Origin of the sequence: Rhodococcus sp. BP22, from assembly GCF_014281965.1 — a bacterium.
Lineage (GTDB): Bacteria > Actinomycetota > Actinomycetes > Mycobacteriales > Mycobacteriaceae > Rhodococcoides.
Genome location: NZ_JACFTB010000003.1, coordinates 24,217 through 47,069, shown reverse-complemented (window position 1 = coordinate 47,069; position 22,853 = coordinate 24,217). Strand labels below are relative to the sequence as shown.

General features: G+C 62.8%; 25 protein-coding genes. 10 read left to right on the top strand and 15 right to left on the bottom strand.

Features of this window, described 5'->3' with window-relative positions:
- Positions 1-23: 23 nt before the first annotated feature.
- The 4 genes from H2510_RS07500 to H2510_RS07485 all read right to left on the bottom strand — a co-directional run bounded on the left by H2510_RS07500 (position 24) and on the right by H2510_RS07485 (position 2,087).
- Complete coding sequence (locus tag H2510_RS07500; RefSeq protein WP_186627714.1) at positions 24-776, bottom strand: isocitrate lyase/phosphoenolpyruvate mutase family protein; 753 nt, start codon at positions 774-776, stop codon at positions 24-26.
- 70 nt (positions 777-846) lie between these two features.
- On the bottom strand, positions 847-1,260 hold the full coding sequence (locus H2510_RS07495; protein ID WP_315901285.1) for an NUDIX domain-containing protein: 414 nt from the start codon (positions 1,258-1,260) through the stop codon (positions 847-849).
- A gap of 52 nt (positions 1,261-1,312) precedes the next feature.
- Positions 1,313-1,789 (bottom strand): SRPBCC family protein, encoded by a 477-nt coding sequence (locus H2510_RS07490; protein WP_186627713.1) that lies wholly within the window; start codon positions 1,787-1,789, stop codon positions 1,313-1,315.
- Complete coding sequence (locus H2510_RS07485) at positions 1,782-2,087, bottom strand: helix-turn-helix transcriptional regulator (RefSeq protein WP_084346409.1); 306 nt, start codon at positions 2,085-2,087, stop codon at positions 1,782-1,784. The genes H2510_RS07490 and H2510_RS07485 overlap by 8 nt, the downstream gene beginning before the upstream one ends.
- Positions 2,088-2,378: 291 nt before the next feature.
- Here H2510_RS07485 and H2510_RS07480 point away from each other — a divergent pair, with 291 nt between their 5' ends.
- Genes H2510_RS07480 through mnhG form a run of 6 tightly spaced genes read left to right on the top strand, consistent with a single transcriptional unit; the run spans position 2,379 to position 8,712 of the window.
- Positions 2,379-5,222 carry a Na+/H+ antiporter subunit A gene (locus H2510_RS07480; protein WP_186627712.1) on the top strand — a complete coding sequence of 948 codons (2,844 nt, stop codon included), beginning with the start codon at positions 2,379-2,381 and terminating at the stop codon, positions 5,220-5,222.
- Positions 5,219-5,851: a Na(+)/H(+) antiporter subunit C gene (locus H2510_RS07475; protein ID WP_186627711.1), complete on the top strand. Its 633-nt coding sequence runs from the start codon at positions 5,219-5,221 to the stop codon at positions 5,849-5,851. The genes H2510_RS07480 and H2510_RS07475 overlap by 4 nt, the downstream gene beginning before the upstream one ends.
- On the top strand, positions 5,848-7,476 hold the full coding sequence (locus H2510_RS07470; RefSeq protein WP_186627710.1) for a Na+/H+ antiporter subunit D: 1,629 nt from the start codon (positions 5,848-5,850) through the stop codon (positions 7,474-7,476). Before H2510_RS07475 ends, H2510_RS07470 begins: the two co-directional genes overlap by 4 nt.
- A gap of 5 nt (positions 7,477-7,481) precedes the next feature.
- A complete protein-coding gene (locus H2510_RS07465; protein WP_186628105.1) occupies positions 7,482-8,117 on the top strand; it encodes a Na+/H+ antiporter subunit E in 636 nt (211 codons plus the stop codon).
- Positions 8,114-8,371: a monovalent cation/H+ antiporter complex subunit F gene (locus tag H2510_RS07460; protein ID WP_136171040.1), complete on the top strand. Its 258-nt coding sequence runs from the start codon at positions 8,114-8,116 to the stop codon at positions 8,369-8,371. Before H2510_RS07465 ends, H2510_RS07460 begins: the two co-directional genes overlap by 4 nt.
- Positions 8,368-8,712, top strand: coding sequence for a monovalent cation/H(+) antiporter subunit G (gene mnhG, locus H2510_RS07455; protein WP_186627709.1), 345 nt, complete (start codon positions 8,368-8,370; stop codon positions 8,710-8,712). The genes H2510_RS07460 and mnhG overlap by 4 nt, the downstream gene beginning before the upstream one ends.
- Here mnhG and H2510_RS07450 read toward each other — a convergent pair.
- From H2510_RS07450 to H2510_RS07430, 5 genes are all read right to left on the bottom strand, one after another.
- A complete protein-coding gene (locus H2510_RS07450; protein WP_397517343.1) occupies positions 8,675-10,021 on the bottom strand; it encodes a phosphatase PAP2 family protein in 1,347 nt (448 codons plus the stop codon). The two genes, mnhG and H2510_RS07450, sit on opposite strands and share 38 nt — an antisense overlap.
- 37 nt (positions 10,022-10,058) lie before the next feature.
- Positions 10,059-11,177 (bottom strand): glutamate--cysteine ligase, encoded by a 1,119-nt coding sequence (locus tag H2510_RS07445; RefSeq protein WP_186628104.1) that lies wholly within the window; start codon positions 11,175-11,177, stop codon positions 10,059-10,061.
- 81 nt (positions 11,178-11,258) lie between these two features.
- Positions 11,259-11,957, bottom strand: a complete 699-nt coding sequence (sodC, locus tag H2510_RS07440) for a superoxide dismutase[Cu-Zn] (protein ID WP_186627707.1) — start codon at positions 11,955-11,957, stop codon at positions 11,259-11,261.
- Between the two features lie 84 nt (positions 11,958-12,041).
- The gene (locus H2510_RS07435) at positions 12,042-12,575 is read right to left on the bottom strand and encodes a LytR C-terminal domain-containing protein (protein WP_186627706.1); all 534 of its coding nucleotides are present in this window, start codon (positions 12,573-12,575) and stop codon (positions 12,042-12,044) included.
- Between the two features lie 33 nt (positions 12,576-12,608).
- On the bottom strand, positions 12,609-12,938 hold the full coding sequence (locus H2510_RS07430) for a DUF3263 domain-containing protein (protein ID WP_136171036.1): 330 nt from the start codon (positions 12,936-12,938) through the stop codon (positions 12,609-12,611).
- A gap of 246 nt (positions 12,939-13,184) precedes the next feature.
- Here H2510_RS07430 and H2510_RS07425 point away from each other — a divergent pair, with 246 nt between their 5' ends.
- From H2510_RS07425 to H2510_RS07415, 3 genes are read left to right on the top strand one after another with little or no spacing between them, the layout of a single operon-like run.
- Positions 13,185-13,778 carry a peptide deformylase gene (locus H2510_RS07425; RefSeq protein WP_186627705.1) on the top strand — a complete coding sequence of 198 codons (594 nt, stop codon included), beginning with the start codon at positions 13,185-13,187 and terminating at the stop codon, positions 13,776-13,778.
- Positions 13,779-13,809: 31 nt separating this feature from the next.
- Positions 13,810-14,712: a GNAT family N-acetyltransferase gene (locus H2510_RS07420; protein ID WP_186628103.1), complete on the top strand. Its 903-nt coding sequence runs from the start codon at positions 13,810-13,812 to the stop codon at positions 14,710-14,712.
- A gap of 52 nt (positions 14,713-14,764) precedes the next feature.
- A complete protein-coding gene (locus H2510_RS07415; RefSeq protein WP_186627704.1) occupies positions 14,765-15,565 on the top strand; it encodes an exodeoxyribonuclease III in 801 nt (266 codons plus the stop codon).
- A gap of 8 nt (positions 15,566-15,573) precedes the next feature.
- Here the strand turns inward: H2510_RS07415 and H2510_RS07410 are convergent, their stop codons facing one another.
- Together H2510_RS07410 and H2510_RS07405 are read right to left on the bottom strand one after the other, a co-directional pair.
- Positions 15,574-15,900 carry a GNAT family N-acetyltransferase gene (locus H2510_RS07410; RefSeq protein ID WP_186627703.1) on the bottom strand — a complete coding sequence of 109 codons (327 nt, stop codon included), beginning with the start codon at positions 15,898-15,900 and terminating at the stop codon, positions 15,574-15,576.
- Between the two features lie 78 nt (positions 15,901-15,978).
- Positions 15,979-16,305 carry a GNAT family N-acetyltransferase gene (locus tag H2510_RS07405; RefSeq protein WP_084346300.1) on the bottom strand — a complete coding sequence of 109 codons (327 nt, stop codon included), beginning with the start codon at positions 16,303-16,305 and terminating at the stop codon, positions 15,979-15,981.
- A 270-nt stretch (positions 16,306-16,575) separates the two neighbouring features.
- Between H2510_RS07405 and thiD the strand changes: the two genes are divergently transcribed.
- Positions 16,576-17,430 (top strand): bifunctional hydroxymethylpyrimidine kinase/phosphomethylpyrimidine kinase, encoded by an 855-nt coding sequence (thiD, locus tag H2510_RS07400; RefSeq protein ID WP_186627702.1) that lies wholly within the window; start codon positions 16,576-16,578, stop codon positions 17,428-17,430.
- A 26-nt stretch (positions 17,431-17,456) separates the two neighbouring features.
- On the opposite strand, the gene H2510_RS07395 is transcribed toward thiD, so the two are convergent.
- The 4 genes from H2510_RS07395 to H2510_RS07380 all read right to left on the bottom strand — a co-directional run bounded on the left by H2510_RS07395 (position 17,457) and on the right by H2510_RS07380 (position 22,774).
- Positions 17,457-19,412 (bottom strand): heavy metal translocating P-type ATPase, encoded by a 1,956-nt coding sequence (locus H2510_RS07395; protein ID WP_261392813.1) that lies wholly within the window; start codon positions 19,410-19,412, stop codon positions 17,457-17,459.
- Positions 19,413-19,511: 99 nt separating this feature from the next.
- A complete protein-coding gene (locus H2510_RS07390) occupies positions 19,512-20,990 on the bottom strand; it encodes a M28 family peptidase (RefSeq protein ID WP_186627701.1) in 1,479 nt (492 codons plus the stop codon).
- Positions 20,991-21,014: 24 nt separating this feature from the next.
- Positions 21,015-21,812 (bottom strand): ABC transporter permease, encoded by a 798-nt coding sequence (locus H2510_RS07385; RefSeq protein WP_186627700.1) that lies wholly within the window; start codon positions 21,810-21,812, stop codon positions 21,015-21,017.
- Positions 21,812-22,774, bottom strand: coding sequence for an ABC transporter ATP-binding protein (locus H2510_RS07380; RefSeq protein WP_136171028.1), 963 nt, complete (start codon positions 22,772-22,774; stop codon positions 21,812-21,814). Before H2510_RS07380 ends, H2510_RS07385 begins: the two co-directional genes overlap by 1 nt.
- Positions 22,775-22,853: the final 79 nt, after the last annotated feature.

The window sequence follows — 22,853 nt, the reverse complement described above, 5'->3', positions numbered from 1 at the left end:
GTCCATCCCGCCGGCGAGGAGCCTTATTTCCAGCGCGCGAGGATGCCTTCTGCATGCTTGCCGAGCGAGGCTTGGAACAGTGGCCCGAAGCTGATGCGGCCGACACCTAGTTCGGCGAAGTGCGCCAGGTCGCCGTCCACCGGGTGTGCGATCGCGTTGATCGGGAGCGGCAGTTCGGATGCGAGACGCTTGTAGTCGGCGTCGTTGTGGAATCCGACGGGGTAGAGCGAGTCGGCACCTGCGGCTGCAGCCAGCTTCAGGCGTGCGATGGCCCGCTCGACGCGGTCGTTTTCGTCACCGATCTGCTTGACGAACAGGTCGGTGCGGGCATTGATCACCACGTGCACGTCGGTCGCGTCCGATGCAGCTCGCAGCGCGCCGACGAAATCGGCATGCTCCTGTGCTTCGCGGAGTCGCCCACCTTCACTGTGGACGGTGTCCTCGATGTTGAGGCCTACGGCGCCTGCCGAGATGAGACCGTCGATGAGCCGCTTTGGGTCCTGCCCGTAGCCTGCTTCGATGTCGACGGAGAGCGGCGCGTCCACGGCAGCGGTGATCTGCGAGACGCGGGTGAGCAGTTCTTCGAAGGTAATTCCTTCGTTGTCCGGCTTGCCGAGCGAGTCGGACACGGGATGACTACCGACGGTGAGCGCGGTGAACCCGGCGGAAACTGCGAGGTTCGCGGACCATGCATCCCACACGGTCGGGAGTACGACAGGATTGCCAGGCTTGTGGAGTTCGAGGAGTGTGGTGGCCTTCTGAGACAGGTTCGTCATGAATGTGGCTCCTATACCGGTCGAGAGAACGTGCGTTCTCACTCCAACGTACCCGAAGGGTGCATTCCCCTCAGTCGATCAGATCGAGTTCACGCATTCGGTCGAAGACCAGCATCGATCCGGGTGCGACATCGGGCATCGCCGCATACTCGTCGCGGGTGAAGTACCGGATCTCCGCAATCTCGCTGGTCGCGACCGGTTCCGACGCCAACTCGGCCAGAAAGCAATTCATCCGCAAGCCAGTGCCCCGTGGGTGCCCCCAGGCCGCACACTCGAAGACTCCGAGCAACTCCAGCGAGCCGTCGAGGACGGTTGCATCGAGTTCCTCACGAACCTCCCGATGCAGCGCAGCCTCGGCGCTCTCACCTGGATCGATCTTTCCGCCGGCCATGTAGAACACCGACTTCCCTGCCGACCTGGCCTGGATCATCCGACGATCCCGCACGAACGCCAGCGCAGCAGTCCTGATCACATTTCCACTCACGTTTTATCCATCCCACTCATGCCATCCCACTCAAGCCATCACAAACCGGCCGTCACATACTGGCCAGAATCTTGTCGAGACGTTCGTAACCCTCTTCGACGCCTTGTGCCATGCCGCTTTCGACCATTCCATCCCGCCCTTCCTGCGACGGGTACACACTGTGTACTTCGATGCGCGTTCGACCGTTTCCAAGATCGACGAAGGTGATCGATTCGATGCTCACGACGTCGGGGTAGCCCTCGAATTCGAAGGTCTGGATCGCGAACTCGTTCTCCCGCACCACATGAAAGACACCGTTGAAGGTGTACTTTTCACCTGCCGGGTCGGTGTGCACATATCGGTAACTGCCGCCCGACTCGAATTCGTACTTCTCTATCTGCATGTCGTAGCCGTGCGGTCCGAGCCACTGCCTGATCAGCTCCGGTTCCTTGTGGGCACGAAAGACCGATGCGACGGGCGCGTCGAACTCGCGGGTGATGTCGATGAACGGGACGCCCTCGGGGACTGAGATGGTGACGGGATTACTCATCGGGTTCCTCCTTCATGTTTGCCAGCAGCGAATCGAGCCGCCGGAATTGTTGTTCATGAATGGTTCGGTACCTGTCGATCCACGCGGTCATTTCCTCCAGATGCGCAGCATCGAGATGGACCGGCCTGCGCTGGGCGTCTCGGGAACGAGTGACCAACCCTGCTGACTCCAATACCGCAATGTGCTTCGAGACGGCCTGCTTGCTGATGTCGAACGGCTCGGCAAGATCGTTGACGGTCCGCGGGCCGCCACTGAGCCGAGCGACGATTGCGCGTCGAACTGGATCGGCAAGGGCCATAAAAGCTTTGTCCAACCGGTCCTCGGCATCGTCACCGTCCTTGATGATCAACCATCTCCTTTATCAATTAATCTGTTGATTACAGTACTAGGGTTTCTCGAACCGTCAAGACACCTTCTGCACCGGGTAACGGCACCACGCCCGTGCAAAGTAAGATCGAAGCCAATCCATCTCGTCGGCCGCGAACACGGCTCACGAGTGTTCTCGATAATTGCTCGACTACTCGACGCCGCCCCACGACCACCGTGTCTCCTTCTTCGGCGACACGACCCGAGACGACGGAGTAATTTTTTGCTCGCTATCTTGTTGGCGCACACGGTCGCTGCCATGTTTGCGCCCCTTGCGGTCCGTCATTGGGGCCGCAACGCTTTCTTCCCGCTCGCACTGGTTCCGTTGGCGAGCCTCGTCTGGGTCTTCGCCAATTGGAATACCGAGCAGACGCTGAGCATCCAATGGGTTCCCGGACTGTCGATGAACTTCGACATGCGGTTCGACTCTCTTGCCGCGATCATGTCGCTACTGGTCCTCGGTATCGGGGCGCTGATTCTGCTCTACTGTGCGCGCTACTTCGAGGACGACGAACCTCGCCTCGGTATCTTCGCTGCGGAGATGGTCGCTTTCTCCGGCGCGATGTTCGGGCTCATCACCAGCGACAACATGTTGGTGCTGTACGTCTTTTGGGAAATCACGACAGTCCTGTCGTTCCTGCTCGTCGGCCACTACGCCGAGCGTGCATCGTCTCGACGTGCGGCGACGCAGGCTTTGCTCGTCACCACAGCAGGCGGCCTTGCGATGCTCGTCGGCATCATCATTCTGGGTCAGGTCGCCGGAACCTACAGCCTCTCCACCGTCATCGCCGACGCGCCCGGCGGGTGGCTTGCGGGTGTGGCCGTCGTACTGATTCTCATCGGTGCGCTCAGCAAATCGGCCATCGTTCCGATGCATTTCTGGCTGCCAGGGGCAATGGCAGCACCGACTCCGGTCAGTGGCTATCTCCACGCTGCGGCCATGGTCAAGGCAGGCATCTATCTCGTTGCGCGCATGGCCCCCGGTTTCGCAGACTCAGGGCCCTGGCGAGCGACAGTCATCTCACTCGGCCTGGTGTCGATGATCCTCGCGGGCTGGCGTGCGCTACGCGCCTTCGACCTCAAACTCATCCTCGCATTCGGTACGGTCAGCCAACTCGGATTCCTGATGGTCCTCGTCGGGATCGGCACCGAGAAGGCGATGCTCGCAGGCCTGGCCATGGTCCTGGCTCACGCCATGTTCAAAGCGACGCTGTTCATGGTCGTCGGCGTCATCGACCACACCACCGGAACACGCGATATCCGAAAGCTCGCGCACCTCGGTAAGAAGGTGCCGATACTGGCAGGCATCGCCGCGCTCGCCGCAGCCAGCATGGCCGGGTTGCCGCCGTTCCTGGGCTTCGTCGGCAAAGAAGCAGCCCTGTCGGCAGTCATCGGCACCCCCGTCCTGAATCCGACGGTCAGCGTTCTCGTCATCACCGCCATGGTGATCGGGTCGATGCTGACGGTGACCTACAGCATCCGCTTCGTGTGGGGCGCGTTCGGCCGCAAGCAGCTCAAACGCCCGAGCCCGGCGGTGAAGAAGATGCACCAACCCGTCGCACTCTTCCTGGCCGCTCCCGCATTCCTTGCCGTCCTCGGACTCCTCGCAGGCATCCTCTCCCCGGTCGTCGACGCCATCGTGAGCCCCTACGCCCGTACGACGCCGTCCTACGGGCAAGCGTCGTACCACCTTTCTCTGTGGCACGGATTCAATCTGCCGCTCGGGCTGACGGTGATCGTCGTGAGCGGCGGTGTGGCTCTGTTCATCGCACACCGAATCCTGAACCGGCTCAAGTTCGAGCACCCACCGCTCGGCAACGCCGACCGCGTTTACGACGCAGTACTCAAGGGGATGGACACGCTGTCCATCCGATTGACCGGTTCTACCCAGCGCGGGTCGCTGCCGGTCACACAGGCAACCATCCTTCTCACCCTCGTGCTGCTGCCGATGATCGTGCTGGCCGTCGGGGATGTGCCGGGCCTGAACTTCAAGCTTTTCGACAACCCGCTGCAGATGGTGGTGGCACTGATCATGATCGCCGGGGCGCTCGGCGCGACGGTCATGCGAAACCGCCTCGCCAGCGTGCTCCTCGTCGGCGTCGCCGGATACGGCTGCGGCATCATCTTCGCTATCCACGGCGCTCCCGACCTGGCCCTGACACAGTTCCTCGTCGAGACACTGACCCTCGTCGTCTTCGTTCTGGTACTGCGCAAGCTGCCTGCCGAAGTCGACGACCGCGGATCTGTCGGTTGGCGCATCCCACGTGCACTGCTTGCAATCGCCGTCGGCGCCGCCGTGACGATCCTGGGCGCGTTCGCGATGAACGCCCGCAACACCGAGCCGCTGTACCTGCAACTACCGGACGCCGCCTACCTACTCGGCGACGGTAAGAACATCGTCAATGTTCTGCTGGTCGATATCCGCGCCTGGGACACCCTGGGCGAGATTTCGGTGTTGCTGGTCGCGGCAACCGGCGTCGCAAGTCTGGTGTTCCGGAACCGGCGGTTCGGCACCGCTCCGCGCGTGTCCGACGCCCCGGCGAGCAGTTCCGAAAGCGGAGTCGGCTCGGATACGACCTGGTTGCTCGGGGGCGATCTGATCGACCCGCGGCATCGTTCACTGATTCTCGAAGTCACCACTCGCCTGGTCTTCCCGACGATCATGGTGATGTCGGTGTACTTCTTCTTCGCCGGCCACAACGCACCCGGCGGAGGTTTCGCCGGCGGTCTGACGGCCGGTCTGGCGCTCGTACTCCGATACCTTGCCGGTGGGCGATACGAGCTGGGTGAGGCGGTGCCGATCGACGCAGGCAAGATCCTCGGCCTCGGCCTCATCTTCGCCGCGGGCACTGCCGTCACTTCTTTGTTCCTCGGCGCCCCGGCATTGTCCTCTGCGACAATGGAATTGACACTGCCGATCCTCGGTGACATCAAAATTGTCACTGCCTTGTTCTTCGATCTAGGCGTCTATCTCATCGTCGTCGGTCTCGTACTCGACATACTGCGCAGTCTCGGCGCTCGTCTCGACGCTCAGGTGGAAACCAAGAAGCAGGTGAACGCGCGATGACCGCAAATCTCGGAATGCTGATCATCGTCGGAGTACTCGTCTCGTGCGGGGTGTATCTGCTCCTCGAGCGTTCTATCACCAAGATGCTTCTCGGGCTGCTTCTGTTCGGCAACGGAGTCAACCTCCTGATCCTCACCGTCGGCGGCCCCCCAGGCAATCCACCGATCGTGGGGCGCGGCACGACCATTTACCAAGAGATGGCAGATCCGTTGGCGCAGGCGATGATTCTGACGGCGATCGTCATCACGATGGGCATTGCCGCGTTCGTGTTGGCATTGGCGTACCGCTCCTTCACGCTCAATACCAAGGACGACGTAGAGAACGACCCGGAGGACACCAAGGTCTCCAAGCGTCGATCGGTCGCCGACGCACCGGACCGCGACCGCTCCGACGACCCCGTCACCGGCGAGCCGAGTTTCAGCGGCGACGCCTTCGACTCGCAGGGAAATCCGATACCCATCGACGAATTGAAGAATATCGAAGATCTCGAATGTTACGAGGACCTGCACGAAGGCGATTTCGACGATGATGACGAACCCGAGGTACAAGGCTTGGACGGGATCGACAGCGCCGTCAAGGACACGACCCCAGTAGTGAAAAGGACGAAGAAGAAGGGGGATGCGACATGACCGTTCCCGCGGGCACAACCGACATTCTCACCCCTCTCCCCGTCCTCATCCCGATGCTTGCTGCGGCCCTGACTCTCGTGCTCGGCCGTCGTCCACGGGCCCAGCGCTTCATTACGGTCGTCGCGTTGACCGCGGTCGTCCTGGTCTCCGGTGCACTTCTGTATCTTGCCGATCGAGACGGAGCCAGTGCGCTGCAGGTCGGCGGCTGGGATTCGCCTATCGGGATCTCGCTGGTGGTCGACCGGTTGTCCGCGATGATGCTGGTCGTCAGCTCGATCGTGCTGCTGGCCGTCATGGTGTACTCGATCGGGCAGGGTATTCGTGACGGCAGCGAGAACCAGCCGGTATCGATCTTTCTGCCCACGTATCTGGCGCTGACGGCGGGAATCTGCAACGCTTTCCTCGCGGGCGACTTGTTCAATCTGTATGTCGGATTCGAGGTTCTGCTCGCCGCCTCGTTCGTGCTGTTGACCCTCGGTGCCAGCGCGGACCGCGTCCGCGCCGGCGTCTCGTACGTCATGGTTTCGATGGTGTCTTCGTTGATCTTCCTGGTGGGAATCGGGCTCGTCTATGCCGCCACCGGCACGCTCAATCTTGCCCACATGGCGACGCGTCTGGAAGACATCCCCACCGGAACCAGGACTGCGATCTTCGCCGTCCTCCTCGTTGCCTTCGGGATCAAGGCCGCGGTATTCCCGCTGTCGACATGGCTACCCGATTCGTACCCGACAGCTCCGGCCCCGGTCACCGCGGTCTTCGCCGGCTTGCTCACCAAAGTCGGCGTGTACGCGATCATCCGCGCTCACACTCTGCTGTTTCCCGACGGCAGCCTCGACAATGTCCTCATGGTGTGTGGTCTGCTCACGATGCTGGTCGGTATTTTGGGCTCGATTGCGCAAAGCGACATCAAACGTCTGCTGTCGTTCACGCTCGTCAGTCACATCGGATACATGATCTTCGGTGTCGCGCTGTCCACACAATCGGGCCTGTCCGGCTCGATCTACTATGTAGCGCACCACATCATCGTGCAGACGACGCTGTTCCTCGTAGTCGGACTCATCGAGCGTCAGGCCGGGTCCTCGTCGCTACGACGGCTCGGGGGATTGGCCGCGGCGAGCCCCGTTCTGGCAATCGTCTTCCTGGTCCCGGCATTGAATCTTGGTGGCATTCCCCCGTTCTCGGGCTTCATCGGTAAGGTCGCGTTGCTGCAGGCAGGTAGCGCAGACGGCAGTGTTCTCGCCTGGATCCTTGTCGCAGGCGGCACGGTCACCAGTTTGCTGACGCTCTACGTCATCGCTCGTGTCTGGACGAAGGCGTTCTGGCGAGCGCGAGCCGACGCCCCCGAAGGGGACCTGGCCGATCACAGCCCTTCGGCGCTACTGGATGACTCGACGGATATCGCTTTCGGTGACCGCGAGGATGTCGGACGCATGCCGGCGTTCATGCTCATCCCGACGATAGGTTTGGTCGTCGTCGGTTTGGCACTGACAGTGTTCGCGGGTCGGATCATCGACATCAGCGATCGCGCGGCAGCGGATCTACGAGACCGCTCGGTGTACATCGACGCGGTACTCGGAGCGGAATACGCGGGCGATCGCGGTGCCGAAGCAGCGGAGGGCAAATGAAGTACATGAATCGCTTTCTACTCCTGCGACTCTGGACGCTCGCCTGGCTGACCTCGGTGTGGGTCCTGTTGTGGGGCAGCCTCTCTCCTGCGAACGTGCTCAGCGGAATCGTCGTCGGTCTCGGCATCATGCTGCTCTTGCCGCTCCCCAAGGTTCCGGTCGAGGGCCGCGTTCACGTCCTGTCGGTGTTCAAGCTCATCTGCGTATTCTTCTATTACGCAATCGCATCGAGCTTCAGTGTTGCGTGGCTGGCAGTGCGACCGAAAGCCCCTCCCATCACCGGAGTCCTGCGAGTCCGCATCGCAATCAAGTCGGATCTGGTGCTGACACTGTGTGTGGATGCCCTCAATCTGATTCCCGGAACGATGGTTCTCGAAATCGATCAGACGCGCAGGCTCGTCTACGTCCACGTCCTCGACATGGGTAGCCAGAAAGCTATCGACGCCTTCTACCGGTCCGTTCGACTACTCGAAAAGTTGTTGATCGCTGCATTCGAGCGCGACTCCGATTGGCAGCCGAGCCCCTTGCACTTCCAGGACTACCAGCGGTATCACGGTGTTCTCGGCGATGACATCGCAACGCCGGTGGAGGCTCGAGATGACAAGCGGATCGATGACGAGAGAAAGGGCGACTGGTCATGACCGTGGTTCTCGTGATCGCGGGCGTGCTGCTGGTCTCAGCAGCCGTCATCACCACTTATCGACTTCTCGACGGCCCCGGCACCCTCGACCGCCTAGTAGCGATGGACTCGATTCTGGCGGTGTCGATGTGTGGGCTGGCCCTGTGGTCGGTCCATAGCCTCGACACCACGATCGTGCCGGCAATCGTCGCGCTATCGCTGGTGAGCTTCATCGGGTCGGTCAGCGTCGCACGATTCCGAGTGAGGGACGAATGAACGCATTCTTCGAAGTAATTTCGGCTGTTCTGATTTTGATCGGATCCACGCTGGCGTTCACCGCAGCGATTGGGATCGTTCGGTTTCCGGATACTCTCTCGCGCATGCATGCTGCGACCAAGCCGCAGGTCGTCGGATTGATTCTCGTACTGACCGGCGCCGTCATCCAACTGCGCGGCAATGTCGACATCTGGATGCTCGTACTGGTCGGCGTGTTCACCTTGGCGACCGCTCCGGTCATCGCACACATCGTCGGTCGTGTCGCCTACCGCGAACAGCGAGGCCGCGACGGTCTGCTGGTCGTCAACGAGATGGAGCCCGACGAATCTGATCCTCGCTAGTGCTGCGTCCACCCCAGTTCGCCATCGCAGTACCGGGCGCGGCAAAGAACGTCGCGTAGAACATCACGACGACCGAGCCCATCAGCAGCAGGATCAGGGGACCGAACACCTCCGGATACGTCGCGAACGGGACGGCCAGGTAGCGGTAGCTCGACAAGAGCACCAGCAAAGCCGCCGTCCCGTACGAGACCAGCCGGATACGGCCCCTGTCCCAGCCTCGTTCGGGGTCACGCAGGATTGTTTCGAGAGTCAGACACAGAACGACGCCTGCGACGAGGTCGACGCCGTAGTGGTAGCCGAATCCGAGCGTCGCGGCCAGGGTGCCCACCAACCACGTCGTGCCGCCGAGCCGAAGCCACCACGGGCCTCTACGCGAATGAATGAACAAGCTCAATGCCCAGGCAGTGTGGAGGCTCGGCATGCAGTTGCGTGGCGTCGAGGAGTCGAACGGGATCTCGGACGGCGAAGTGTCCGTCGGAACTATCGTGGGCCAGAAGTCCCCGATCTCGAAGCCCTGCCCGGCTGAACCGTAGGCGAACATCGGACCCACCACCGGAAACACGATGTAGAGGATCGGCCCGACGAGGCCGATCAGCAGAAACGTGCGCACCAGATTGTGCCTCGGCCATGGGCGTCCAGTCGCAACACCACGTAGCTGATAGATAGCGATGGCTATCGCGGCGACCGGTAGTTGGATGTAGATCCAATGCAGGACTGCATACGCGGGCGCGCCGAGCGCGGCAAGTGCAGTGCCGACGACCCACGACGGATTTCCGAGCGCGTGATCTGCCAGCTGGGCGTACTCGTCGAGTACGTTCGGTCGGACAAGAGTGGTGATCTGCAGCCAGGCGTCTCCGGCCTTCGAAGCGAGGATGAGCAAGCCGCCGAGGCACACGGATTTGATCCCATGACTGTCCCGGGTCCACACCGTGTACACCGCGAGGCCGACCAGGACTATCACCGCGCCGTTGCCGACGGAGAAGGGAAGCCCGGATTCGGCCCTTCCGACAGCGAAGACGGCATCGATAGCGACTGCAAGTGACAACGACCACAATCGGACCCGGTTGTTCACACCGACGAGTCCGAGGATCAGACCGGCCCACGGTAGTGACATCGACTTGGGTGTACCGGCGACATCGTTCCAGATACTCGCGAACGGGCCGGAGAATCCGTTGCGGGCTGCAGCGAGCTGCAGCAATCCGAGGAACGCAGCTACCGCCGCCGCACCGACACCATAGAACCGTAAGGAATTCGGTACCGCCCCGTGGGTGGAGCCGTCCCCCTCTTCACCCGCAAGCACGCCGCTAATAGTAAACGGTGAATGAACAACTACTTACAGCGAGCTGTCACGCTCGAAGATCTGCGACCAACGACGCCACGACAGCCCTGAGATCTCCACCGGATTCTGCGGCGACCCGGCGCTGCCGCTGATACGAGGCTCCCAGGCGCGGAATGTCGGCGACAGCGGCCAATTCGTCGGCGCATCCGAGACGCACCGCGGTCGGGGTCAGCTTCTCCAGCAGATCGTGCAGATCGTCGGTGACGAGTCGCTCGTTGCTGTCGGCATCGAGAATGATTTCGGCGTCGAGGCCGTACCTCGCTGCCCGCCACTTGTTCTCCTGCACGTGCCACGGCGGCATCGTCGGGAGCGTTTCGCCGGCTTCGAGACGTTCGTCGAGGTTCACGATCAGACAATGCGTCAGCGCTACCAACGCCGCGAGTTCACGTTTGGTGGCCGTCCCGTCGCACACCCGTACTTCGATGGTTCCCCATCTGGGGGCGGGGCGGATGTCCCAGTGCATTCCACCGAGCTGTTCGATGACGCCGGTTTTCATCTGATCACGGACGAAGCCTTCGAACTGCCCCCAGTCCTCGAACTGGAATGGCAGTCCTGCCGTCGGAAGCTGCTGGAACATCAGCGCCCTGTTGCTTGCGTAGCCGGTGTCCGAACCGGCCCAGATCGGAGACGAGGCCGATAGTGCCAACAAATGTGGATATTGCAGGAGCAGCGAGTTCAGGATCGGAAACACTTTGTCGGGTGAAGACACTCCGACGTGGACGTGCACGCCCCAGATCAACATCTGACGGCCCCACCACTGGGTCCGAGCGATCAGTTCGTCGTAGCTGGGTGAGCGAGTGAGCACCTGCGTCGACCATTCGGCGAACGGGTGGGTGCCCGCGGAGAACAGATCTATGCCGAGCGGGTCCGCTGCTCGGCGAACCAGATCGAGGGATTCACCGAGATCGTCCATGGCCTCACCGACGTTCTCGCACACTCCGGTGACGAGTTCGACGGTATTGCGCAGGAGTTCCTTGGTGACGCGTGGCGTCCGATCACCCGAAAGCTCCGTGACACCGTCCATTATCTCCTCGGCCGAGTTGACCAGGTCGAGGGACTCCTTGTCCACGAGCGCGATTTCCCATTCGACGCCGAGCGTGGGGCGTGGCGAACTCTCGAAGTGGATTACGGGAGCGGAGCCTGCGGAGCGACCGGAAAGTGCAGGAGCGGAGCCTGCGGAGCGATCCGGTGTCTTCGGGGAACTCACCTAGTCGATGACCGCACAGGCCACACGGCCGCCGGCGTCACCGGTCATCAGTGTGTTCGTGTCGGGCACCGCAGCGCCGTCGGGCAGGGTGTAGCGCGGTGGGATGTTGGCGAAGTTGTCTGCGCCGGCGTGGATGACGACCGCGCGGCCGCCGTCCACCTGAAGATCTTTGAGTGTGACGGCGTCCGTCGTGGTGACTACTTCGCCGGTGCCGTCCTCGCGGACCTGCAGTGAAGTCAAGTCGCCGCTGGATGGATGCCCGGTGCGACCGTCGACCTGGAGATGTCCGCCTGCGGATAGGAAGTCACCGGGCTCACCGCCGGTCGGTGCTACGGAGTTTGCCTCGCATTTCCCGACGGTGTGAATGTGCAGGCCATGAAACCCTGGGGTCAGTCCTTCGGCCTCGACGGTGATGCGGAGGTGGCTTCCCTCTTCGACGATCGAGACGGTGCCGACGTCTGCGCCGGACGCGTCCTTCAGTGATGCCTCGATATCACCCGATCCGACGGGCGCATCTGCTGCGACGGCTTTGCCGTTCGGATCCTCTTTGCCGGTCCACACGGCGGGCGTCGTTCCGGGGACGTCGGAGGGAGTCTCGGGAGCACTACATGCAACCAGGCCGAAGGCCGCGAGGGCTACAACGGGGGTCGCGAGGCGCCAGGTTCGGCTCACTGGCCGAGCGATACGAATCGGTGCCATGAAATTGCTCCTTCGAAGGGCAGGCTGGGCGGTTGTGTCGATCATAACTATGGCCGGTAGTACTACCTGCCCAAGGGTTGACAGTTACTCGGTCACGACGACAATGACACCTTCACCGAAACTCGACAAGGTCGTCGGTCGAGGGAATGCAGCGACGCCGAGTTGAGTCGATATTTGCTGGGCAGCGGCCTGCGCGCCCGGCGACGTGTCGTAGTAGATCGTGGTTTGTGCGATCTGCGACTCGCTGAAATTGCCGGTCTCGGCGACATTCCAGCCTTCGGCGGTGAGCGTGGCGGCTGTTCCGGCGGCGAGACCGGATACGTTGCTGTTGTTGAGAACGCGAACTTCGACGTCGGTCGGTTCGCCGGTGGGAGTCGCCGCGGATGTACGAGTGGCCGAGGCGGGAGGCTGCGATGCGGCAGGGGGTCGCGCTGCGGCGGAGCTGGCCGGAGCCTGCTGCGCGGCGCTGGTCGTCGCCTGTGCCGCTGATTCCTCGGTCTCGTCCGAACCGGTCAACGACAGTGCCCCGATTGCTGCGAAGAGAATCGCCAGCGAAATCAACACCATTGCCAGAGCGCGGAGCGGAGGGCCGGACGATTCCGGATTGGGACTGCTCACATTCGAAGACACTAGTTGATCGCGGCTCGGCAACTAGACTTCGAAGCCCAGTCTGCGTGCCGCGCGGGCCTTCTGCCTGCTCGCACGCAGGCGCCGCAGCCTCTTGACCAGCATGGGGTCTGCTGCGAGCGATTCAGGACGATCCACAAGTGCGTTGAGGACTTGGTAGTACCGGGTGGCGGACATGGAGAAGAGTTCCTTGATCGCCTCTTCCTTGGCGCCGGCGTACTTCCACCACTGGCGCTCGAAAGACAATATGTCGTGCTCGCGACGAGTCAGTCCGTCTGCTCCGACCTCGTTGAGATCTTCGGAGCTTTCGGATTGCGGAGCCTGGTTCGAGTCACGCGCTGCTGCGCCGTCCATCTCACTCCTCGACTTCTATTTCACCCGCATCGCCTGCCAACGTTCAGCGGGCTCGCCCGCCTTTGCGTCACCCATCTGGCCTGGCAGAAGGAGGCCGAGCGAATTGCACACGTGTAGTTCGGTACTGATTCAACCATGGTGGGCGTGTCACACGCCGTGTACGGTAGCTGCGGCGAGTCGCGTGTGCGGCAGCTCTGACTCACCGTGTGTAGGCGGCTCTGCATGCGGACACTATTCTTCTCGACCATGGCAATTCTTCCCATCCGGATCGTCGGAGATCCGGTTCTACACACCCCGACGGACGCAGTCACGCAGACACCCGCCGAGCTCGCAGACCTCATCGCGGATATGTACGAAACGCTCGACATCGCCAACGGTGTCGGCCTCGCAGCCAATCAAGTCGGCATCCCGCTGCGACTCTTCGTGTACGACTGCCCTGACGAGGGACCCGACGGCAAGCTCGTTCGCCGAAAGGGCGAGGTGATCAACCCGGTGCTCGAGACTTCGGCCATCCCCGAGACCATGCCAGATCCCGAGGACGACGACGAAGGCTGCCTGTCGGTACCCGGCGAGCAGTACCCCACCGGGCGTGCCGACTGGGCTAGGGTCACCGGCACCGACGCGCAGGGTGAACCAGTCGACATCGAAGGCACCGGTTTCTTCGCGCGCATGCTTCAGCACGAGGTAGGCCATCTGGATGGGTTTCTCTACGTAGACGTGCTGGTGGGCCGCAACGCCCGCGCCGCGAAGAAGGCAATCAAGCGCGCGGGCTGGGGCAAGCCGGGCCTGAGTTGGATACCAGGGACCGTCGAAGATCCGTTCGGCCACGAGGACGACTGAGCTCGTGGCCGTCACGCCCGGCACCCGCGTCATGTTGCGGTATCGGCTCCCCCCGGGCTACAGCCATCCGATGACCGACGTCATCGGGGTACTCGTCGAGGCAGACGACACCGTCGTAGCTCTTAGGGACGGGGACGGTCGGGTCGTGCGGGTGGCCCGCGATCGCGTCGTGGCGATGAAAGCCCTCGGTCCCCGACCGATCAGGACTTCGGAGATCAGATCGCTCGAACGTGCGGCTGCCGATGGGTGGCCGGGCCTGGAGCAGGCGTGGATCGGCGGATGGCTGCTGCGGTACGGCCGCGGGTTCACCGGCCGAGCAAACTCTGCCGTTCCAGTCGAGCCGCACGCCGACGAGTCCTCGCTCGGTGAGATCGCCGCATGGTTCCGCGACCGCGGACAGTGGCCGAAGTTACTGTTGCCCGATCGTCTCGGCGCAGTTCCCGCCGGCTGGAGAACGGGTTACGAGGTCTTGGTGATGGCCGCGGACATCACCTCCCTCGTGATGCCGTCCGACTCGATATCAGTCATCACCGCCGCCCCCGACGAGGACTGGCGGAGGTTTTATCACTACCGCGGACGCGCTGCCCCCGAGGATGCAATGGACGTAGTGTCGGCCGTCCGCGACGGAGTTGTCGGATTTGCGCGGATCGGCAGTTCCGCCACGGAGATGCTGGCCATCGGACGTGCAGCCGTCACCACAGCCCCCGATCTTCGACGCTGGGTCGGGCTGACGGCGATCGAGGTCTCCGAGGCTCATCGACGACACGGGCTCGGGACGCGTATCTGCGGTGAGCTCCTCGCGTGGGGATTGCGGCAGCGAGCAACTCACGCCTACCTGCAGGTGTCGACCGACAATCTCGGGGGCATCGCGATGTACCGGGAGCTCGGATTCGTCGAGCATCACCGGTATCGGTACGCCGAGCCGCCTCGGTGACCTCCTGGCACACCGCTGGGCCGACGGTCGGCGCTCGGTTAGGGTGTGTGCCGTGCGACTGGCTACCTGGAATGTGAACTCTGTCCGCTCTCGGCAGGACCGAATCGTCGATTGGCTTCAACGATCCGATATCGATGTCCTGGCTATGCAGGAAACCAAATGCAAGGACGAGCAGTTTCCGTACGAACGGTTCCGTGAGATCGGGTACGAGGTCGCTCACGACGGCCTGAGCCAGTGGAACGGCGTCGCGTTGCTCTCCCGCGTCGGCTTGGAAGATGTGCAGATCGGTTTCGAGGATCAGCCCGGTTTCAGCAAGGATCCGGAGATCGAAGCGGTGCGCGAAGCTCGCGCAATCGGGGCGACGTGCGGAGGCGTCCGAGTGTGGAGCCTCTACGTTCCCAACGGCCGCGATCTTGCCGATCCGCACTACACCTACAAGCTGGAATGGCTCGCCAAGCTACAGGCCGATGCCCGGGCATGGTTGTCAGCGGACCCACAGGCACAGATCGCGTTGGTCGGAGACTGGAACATCGCCCCCACCGACGCAGACGTGTGGGATCCGGAGTTGTTCGAGGGCAAGACTCACACGTCGCAACCCGAGCGCGATGCATTCGAAGCGTTCATAGATGCCGGATTCGCCGAGGTCACCCGGCAGTTCACGTCCGAACCGCGAACCTTCACCTACTGGGATTACACGCAGCTGAGGTTCCCGAAAAAACAAGGAATGCGAATCGACATGGCGCTGGCCTCCCCCGCGCTCGCGTCTCGCGTCTCCGGCGCGTCCATCGATCGCGAGGAGCGTAAGGGCAAGGGCGCCAGCGATCACGCGCCCGTCATCCTCGAAATCTCCTGACTCGGGCGTTAGGCGACCAGGTCGAGAAACTCGGGATTTCGTGCGAGGTATCGCTGCACATAGGTGCAAATCGGGACTATCCGCCACTGGCGGTCGCGTGCGGTGTTGAGCGCTCCACGAACAAGTACAGCTGCCCACCCGCGGTCGCTGAAGTCCTCTTTGACCACGGTATGCATGAAGGCGACGGCACCGTCCTCCGCATCTCGATACCCGAGGATTCCGACGAGTTCTTCGCCGACGAACAGGTCGAACCGATTGTGCGCGGTGTTGTCTGCGATTCGCACCGCCGTGGTGACGGCGGCCGCAGAAGTTAGGTCGATGCGACTGTGATTCATGTCACCATGAGAACAGCAGTCGGGCCAATTGGGGACGGAACCGAGTAATTCGACGCAGGCAGGGTGAAACCGTTACCTCTAGAGCGGAACGACGACGTCGGAGTAGTCGGGATTGGCCGCGACGAATCTTTGTACATAGGTGCAGACCGGCTTGACCTTCCAGCCGTACGATCGAGCGCTGTCGAGTGCCCTGCGAACGAGAATCGCTGCAAGGCCTTGATGTCCGAAGTCTTCAGTGACCACGGTGTGCATGAACGAGACGACGCGAGCGCGAGAACCTCGCTTGAACGAACCTTCGACTTCGTAGTAGCCGATAATCCCCACCAAGTCGCCATTCAGCCTCAATTCGAATCGATTCTGGTCCGTGTTGATGGACACCTCTGCACTGGGTGAGCTGGCGAGCACAGGTCACCTCCTTTGCTGTGTGAGACGTGAATGAGAAGTTCGAGTTGTTATTAAGATGTGACCTTCACCACTATTAAACATGCCCATCCGAGGCTTGTCACCCATTTGCGCGAACAAACCTTCGGTTACGTAGGCATGCAACGTCGTCCCAACACCCGCGCTGGTAACCGTCATATAGGCGGCGACTATTTCATTGTGAACCAACAACATTCATGACTATGGGCATATCTACGACGACCGCGTGGACCGTTGCCGGTACTGTCACCTCTCGTGAAGCTCCTACCGCTGACGCCCGACGGATCCACCCCCGTCCGAGCGCTGACGATCGCCGGCACCGATTCGGGCGGCGGGGCGGGTATCCAAGCCGACAGCCGGACGATGGCACTGTGCGGCGTCCACGCCTGCGTAGCCGTGGCCGCGGTCACCGTTCAGAACACCGTCGGCGTTTCGGGCTTTCACGAAATCCCACCGAGTGTCGTCGCGGATCAAGTTCGCGTCGTGGTCGGCGACATCGGCGTCAGCGCAGCGAAGACAGGAATGCTCGCCTCCACGGCCATCATCGAGGCCGTCACCGCTGTCTGTACAGAGGTTGGAATCGGACGCGATCAGCCGGTGCCACTGCTGGTAGACCCAGTCTGCGCGTCGATGCACGGCGATCCATTGCTGCACGAGGAAGCCCTCGACGCAATCCGCACGACGCTCTTCCCCATCGCCACGATCGTCACGCCCAATCTCGACGAAATCAGGTTGATCACCGGCATCGTCGTGGTCGACGACGACTCCGCACGCCGCGCAGCCGAGGCACTGCACCAACTGGGCGCCCAGTGGGCCCTCGTCAAAGGTGGTCATCTCCGCACTTCGGACAAGAGCACCGACATCCTGTACGACGGCGACACATTCCTCGAATTCTCCGGCCCCCGCATCGATACCGGCAACGACCACGGTGGCGGTGACACACTCGGCGCGGCTATCACCTGCGCGATGGCGCACGGCTACTCCGTGCCCGATGCCGTCGCGTTCGGCAAGGAGTGGGTCACTCGGTGCCTCGAGGCGTCCTACGACCTCGGCGCGGGCCACGGCCCGGTGTCACCGCTGTGGCGACTGCACCACACGGAGAATGCGTAGATCCTCGGGGGCACCGCTGCGATCGACTAGCTTGCGTCAGCCGCAGACCGGCTTACTTGCAGTTTCATCGCAGCCGACTCCGAGCGGCCCGGCCGGATGGCCCGCAGGGCGTTGACGATGACCACCAAGTCGACCACCTCTTGACTGAGAGCTCCGACCACAGCCGGGATCGAGCCGGTCGCGGCGACCAGCATGAGGCCCACGGACAGCGCTATGCCGATCCAGATGCTTTGCAGCGCCACGTGCATCGTCCGCTGGCCGATCCGCACCGCGGTCGCCACCCTGCCCAGGTGTTCGGTCAAGATCACGACGTCGGCGGACTCGCTGGCCGCGGTCGCGCCGCGGCCGCCCATCGCGATGCCGACATCGGCGGCGGCCAGTGCCGGGGCATCGTTGACGCCATCGCCCACCATCGCCACTGGCGGGTGCGGGACCTGTCCGACGATCCGCACCTTGTCCTGCGGCAGCAGCTCACCGAAGGCCCGGTGCAGGCCTGCGTCCGCAGCAACATGGTCCGCCGTGCTCTGCGCGTCACCGCTGAGCACCAGCTGGTCGATGACGCCAAGCCCGGCGAGCGCGGCGACCGTGTCCGCCGCGTCCGCGCGCAATTGATCCGCCATCACGACGGTGCCGGCGAACTTCCCGTCGACCGCCACGTAGACCGCCAGGTGGCCCGGTTGCAGGGTGGCCTCGGCGACCTCGCCGACGTACTCGGCCACGAAGCGTGACTTGCCGACCACTACCGCGCGCCCGTCGACCGTGGCGGCGACCCCGTTGGTTGCCTCCTCGCGCGCGTCCTCGGCAGGCAGCAGAACCAGCCCGCGCGTGCGAGCTGCCTCCTGCACCGAGGCCGCCACGACGTGCGAGGAGTACTGCTCGGCCGACGCCGTCAGCCGCAGCAGCTCTTGGGCCCCATCCTCACTGGCCCACGCGGACCCGGGCACAGGCTCGACGGCCACGAGCTCCGGTCGTCCATAGGTCAGCGTTCCGGTTTTGTCGTAGGCCACGGTCCGCACGTTCGACAGACGTTCGAGCGTGCCGGCGTCCTTGACGATGACCCCTGCGCGGGCCGCACGGCCCATTCCGCCGAGGAAGGCAACCGGCGCGGCGATCAGCAGCGGGCACGGGGTGGCCACGACGAGCACCTCGGCGAAAACCACAGGATCCGACCAATACCACCACGCCAGGCCTGCGATCGTCAGGGACAACACGGTGAACGGAACGGCGTAACGGTCGGCGAGCCGGACCACCGGCGCCCTGGACTCCGCAGCAGCGCTGACCATATCCACGATCCGCGCGTACTGACTGTCGGCGGCGGTGCTCGCCGCCCGCATCATCACCGCGGACGCGCCGTTGACCGAGCCGGACAGCAGATACTCCCCGCGCAGCCGGGTGACCGGCAAGCTCTCACCGGTGATCGAGGACTCGTCGAACTCGGTTTCGTCGTCCTCGAGGTGGCCGTCGACCGGCAGCACCTCCGCCGGACGCAGCAGCAGCAGATCCCCCGGCACCACCTCCGCGGCCGAGATCTCCTCCAGGGAACCGTCGGCCAGCACTCGGCGAGCGGTCCGCGGGGTGCGGTCCAGCAGTGCGTTCAGCTCGCGGCGCGCACGGCCGGCGGCGTAATCCTCGAGCGCTTCGCCGCCGGAGAGCATGAGGCCCACCACGAGCGCAGCGACATACTCGCCGACCGCAACGGTGGCGGTGATCGCGATGACCGCCAGAATATCGACCCCCCAGTGCCCCGCCATGACGTCGCGGACCATTCCCCGGGCGACCCACAGCACCACCAGCCCGGCCCACACCGAGCCGATCAACTGCGCCGGACCGCTCTGCCCCGAGGCCAAGAGTGCGAGAACGACCGCCAAGACCAGCAGTGATGCCGTGAACAAGGGGTAGCTGAGCATGGCCCGCATCACTGCCCGCGAACCGGACCCGCCGGATGTGCCGGCGTCCTCGGATTCTTTTTTCGACTCGTCCATCAGCCCATGATCCCCCACAAGTGCGTCGTGGAAATTCTTTCAGGTCTACCGCAGGCCACAAATTCACAGAATCGAGCGGGACCGACAGTTACAGGTACGTCACCGTCCTACTCGCGCCTCGGTACGTGCCGCACCCGAGGGAACGCCGTTCGGGCCGTCGATCTCCTGCGCGAAAGTTCCGATGCCGAACGCTACAGCCGATGCATTCGAGCCCAAGGCTGTTCGGTCGATATTGGCGAGGGTGTCTTCGGCGGTGTGGTAATTCTGGTCGAACGTCTCCTCTGCCGTCCCACCCCATTTAGCCGCCTGCTCGGGCGATTTCGTCTCGTCCGCACCGCTGAACACTCCCCCGGATGGAATCCCGACGTCGATGAACGGGCCGTAATCTGATCGGCCGTCGAAGTCGGTCCCGTCGGCGGCGATGCCCTCCTGCTGCAGACGCTCGAGAAATACCCGCTCGATCGCTTCCGATCCCGGCGGTCCCGCTGGGGCACCGACCTTGTCCGAGTCGTCACCGTCGTAGGCGAGGTAGCCGGCGTTGTGCGAGGCAATCATGTCGAAATTCAGATACAGCGCGATTGCGGCTTCGTCGTCCTCGCTCAGCCCGTCGACATATTCGGTCGACCCCACGAGCCCAGGCTCCTCGGCCCCCCAGAACGCGAAACGTACAGCGTTGGTGATGTCCGGTTCGCTTCCCATCTTCAGGGCCGTCTCGAGAACCGCGGCCGTGCCACTGCCGTTGTCGTTGATGCCCGGCCCCTCGGGAACGCTGTCGAGGTGAGCTCCCGCAACGACGACGTTGTCGGTGCTACCTGTCTTGGTCTGCGCAATGACGTTGCGACTCTTGGTGGTTGTAGTTTCGGTGTCGAGAGTGAGCGTCAATTCCGACGCCGACGCCACGATCGGTCCGTCTTCCCCGCTGACGCCACCGGCAGGAATCTTCGCGATGTCGGCGCTACCGAGCGTGCCGCCGTCGAGAGGTCCTGCCTCGTTGTTGACCACGATGATCGCGACAGCACCCAACTCTGCTGCGACGGTCTGTTTCGCACCGAACGGACACACGCCTCGGTCGACGACGACAATGGCACCGGCCACCTCGAGACCGTTGTAATCCGTTGCCTCGCAACCAGGTGACCCGTCGACCGGGGCGCGAACCACCCGTGCGGTGATGCCGTCCGGTGGAGACGACGGTGAATAGGTCAGAGCATTGACCGAGAGCTGCTGCTCACCTGCAGAGAGCCGTTGGGTATCGGCGGTGAATTGATCGAACTCGAATTCGGGTGTCTCCACCGCAAATCCGGCGGACTCGAGTTGATCGACGACATAGTCGACACTTGCGTCGTATCCAGAAGTACCCGCTGCGCGATTCCCGTTGTTGTCGGTGGCAATTCGCTCGAGTTGTTCCAGGTGAGCGATGACGCCCTCCTCGGTGACGGCGTCGGCAAGCCCGGGGCCGTCCGCTGTCGCAACCGGGGTAGGAGCAGAGATGGCCGGTTGTTCCTCATCCGAAGACGAGGAACAACCGGCCACCACGAGCATGCCTACTGCGAAACCTGCCAGAAGGGTTGTCCGTCGCATGCATGCACCTTAACTGCACAAAGGTCAGGCGTCTCGGCGATTCGTCACCAACACCGCAGCACCGAAGATGACCGCGGTGAACACGATGAAGTAGATCAGGCTACCGATGGGCCCCCAGTGGAAGTCGATGCCGCCGTCCTGACCGAGGAAGTTGCTGGTGTTCGCCCATGGCAGGAACGGTTGAACCGCACGACCGAACGAACCGAATAATCCGAACAGATTCTCGATGACCAACGGCCACAGCAGCAGTAGTGCGATCGCACCCGCCGACTGCCGAAGCAGCGCACCGACACCGACCGCGATGATGACCTGAAGGAACGCCAGAATGGCCGTGCCGTAGATGACGCGCCAGGTGCCGTCGGTGTCGAAGCTCAGCAGTCGCCCGGCGTCGGGACCTGCGGTGGCTTTGGCCAGGTAGAACGCTCCGAAGCCGAGAACCAAACTGAGCAAGAAGCCGAAGACCCCGATCAGCAGGGCCTTGGATGTCAGTACTGCGGCTCGGTTCGGGATGGCTTGAAAGGTGGTCCTGATGACGCCGAAGCGGTATTCGCTGGTGACCGTCAATGCCGCCAGAATCATGAGCACCAATGCTCCGAATCCGCCGACACCGCTGCCTACCGCCTCGAACGCGGACGGAAAGAACGGTTCGAAATCGGGCTGATCACCCTGTGCGACTTGATTGTTGTAGGAATTGATACCCAATTTGGACGTGATGCCGACGATCGCCGCCAAGCCGAGTCCGAGCACGATGATGGCTATCGTGCACCACCACGGCGACTTGGTCGAGGTGATTTTGATTCGTTCCGCTGCCAGGACACCCATCAGAGTGAACCACCCATCGCTTGCTGAATGTTCGGATCTTCGGCACCTTCGCCGTGGAATTGCACGTCGTGTCCGGTGAGCTTCATGAATGCTTCCTCCAACGACCCGCGCTGCGAGGACAACTCGTGCAGCACGATCCCGGCACGGCCGGCGATGTCACCGATCGCATCGGTGGACGAGTCGACGACTACGAGCGAGGGCTGAAGCTCCTCGGCCGAATCCGGTTCGCGCACCGTCAATCCGGCGGAGGTCAACGCACTGCGAAGCGCGTCGAGCTGCGGGCTTCGAACTCGGACCGAGGCTTCGGACGCGTGGTCGATGAAATCCTGGACCGACGAATCGAAGATCAGCTTTCCGCGACCGATCACCACCAGATTCTCTGCTGTCTGAGCCATTTCGGACAGTAGGTGGCTCGAGACGAGGACCGTTCGGCCTTCGGCGGCGAGGCGCTGCATGAATTTGCGAATCCAGACGATGCCTTCGGGGTCGAGCCCGTTGACCGGCTCGTCGAAAAGGAGGACTTTCGGGTCACCCAGAAGCGCACCGGCAAGACCGAGTCGCTGTGACATACCGAGTGAAAACCCGCCCGCGTTCTTCTTCGCGACGTCGGTGAGGCCGACGAGCCGAAGCACCTCGTCCACTCGCGACTTCGCGATGTCATTGGACGCGGCCATCCACTCGAGATGTGCCCGCGCCGACCGGTTGGGATGCACCCACTTCGCATCCAGCAGCGCACCGACCGTCCGGAGCGGTTGCTTGATCTTGTTGTATGGCTTGCCCTCGATCAGCGCCACCCCACTGGTGGGGCGGTCCAATCCGAGGATCATGCGCATGGTCGTCGACTTGCCCGCACCGTTGGGTCCGAGGAAGCCTGTGACGATGCCCGGCTTCACCGTGAAGGTCAGGTCTTCGACCGCCGTGGTGTTTCCGAACTGTTTGGTCAGTCCTTTGACTTCGATCATGGGACTCACTGTCCACTACCGAACCACCCCGGCGCATCACCCCTGAGTCGCGACCGAGGGTCATCCTTTGGGATGACAT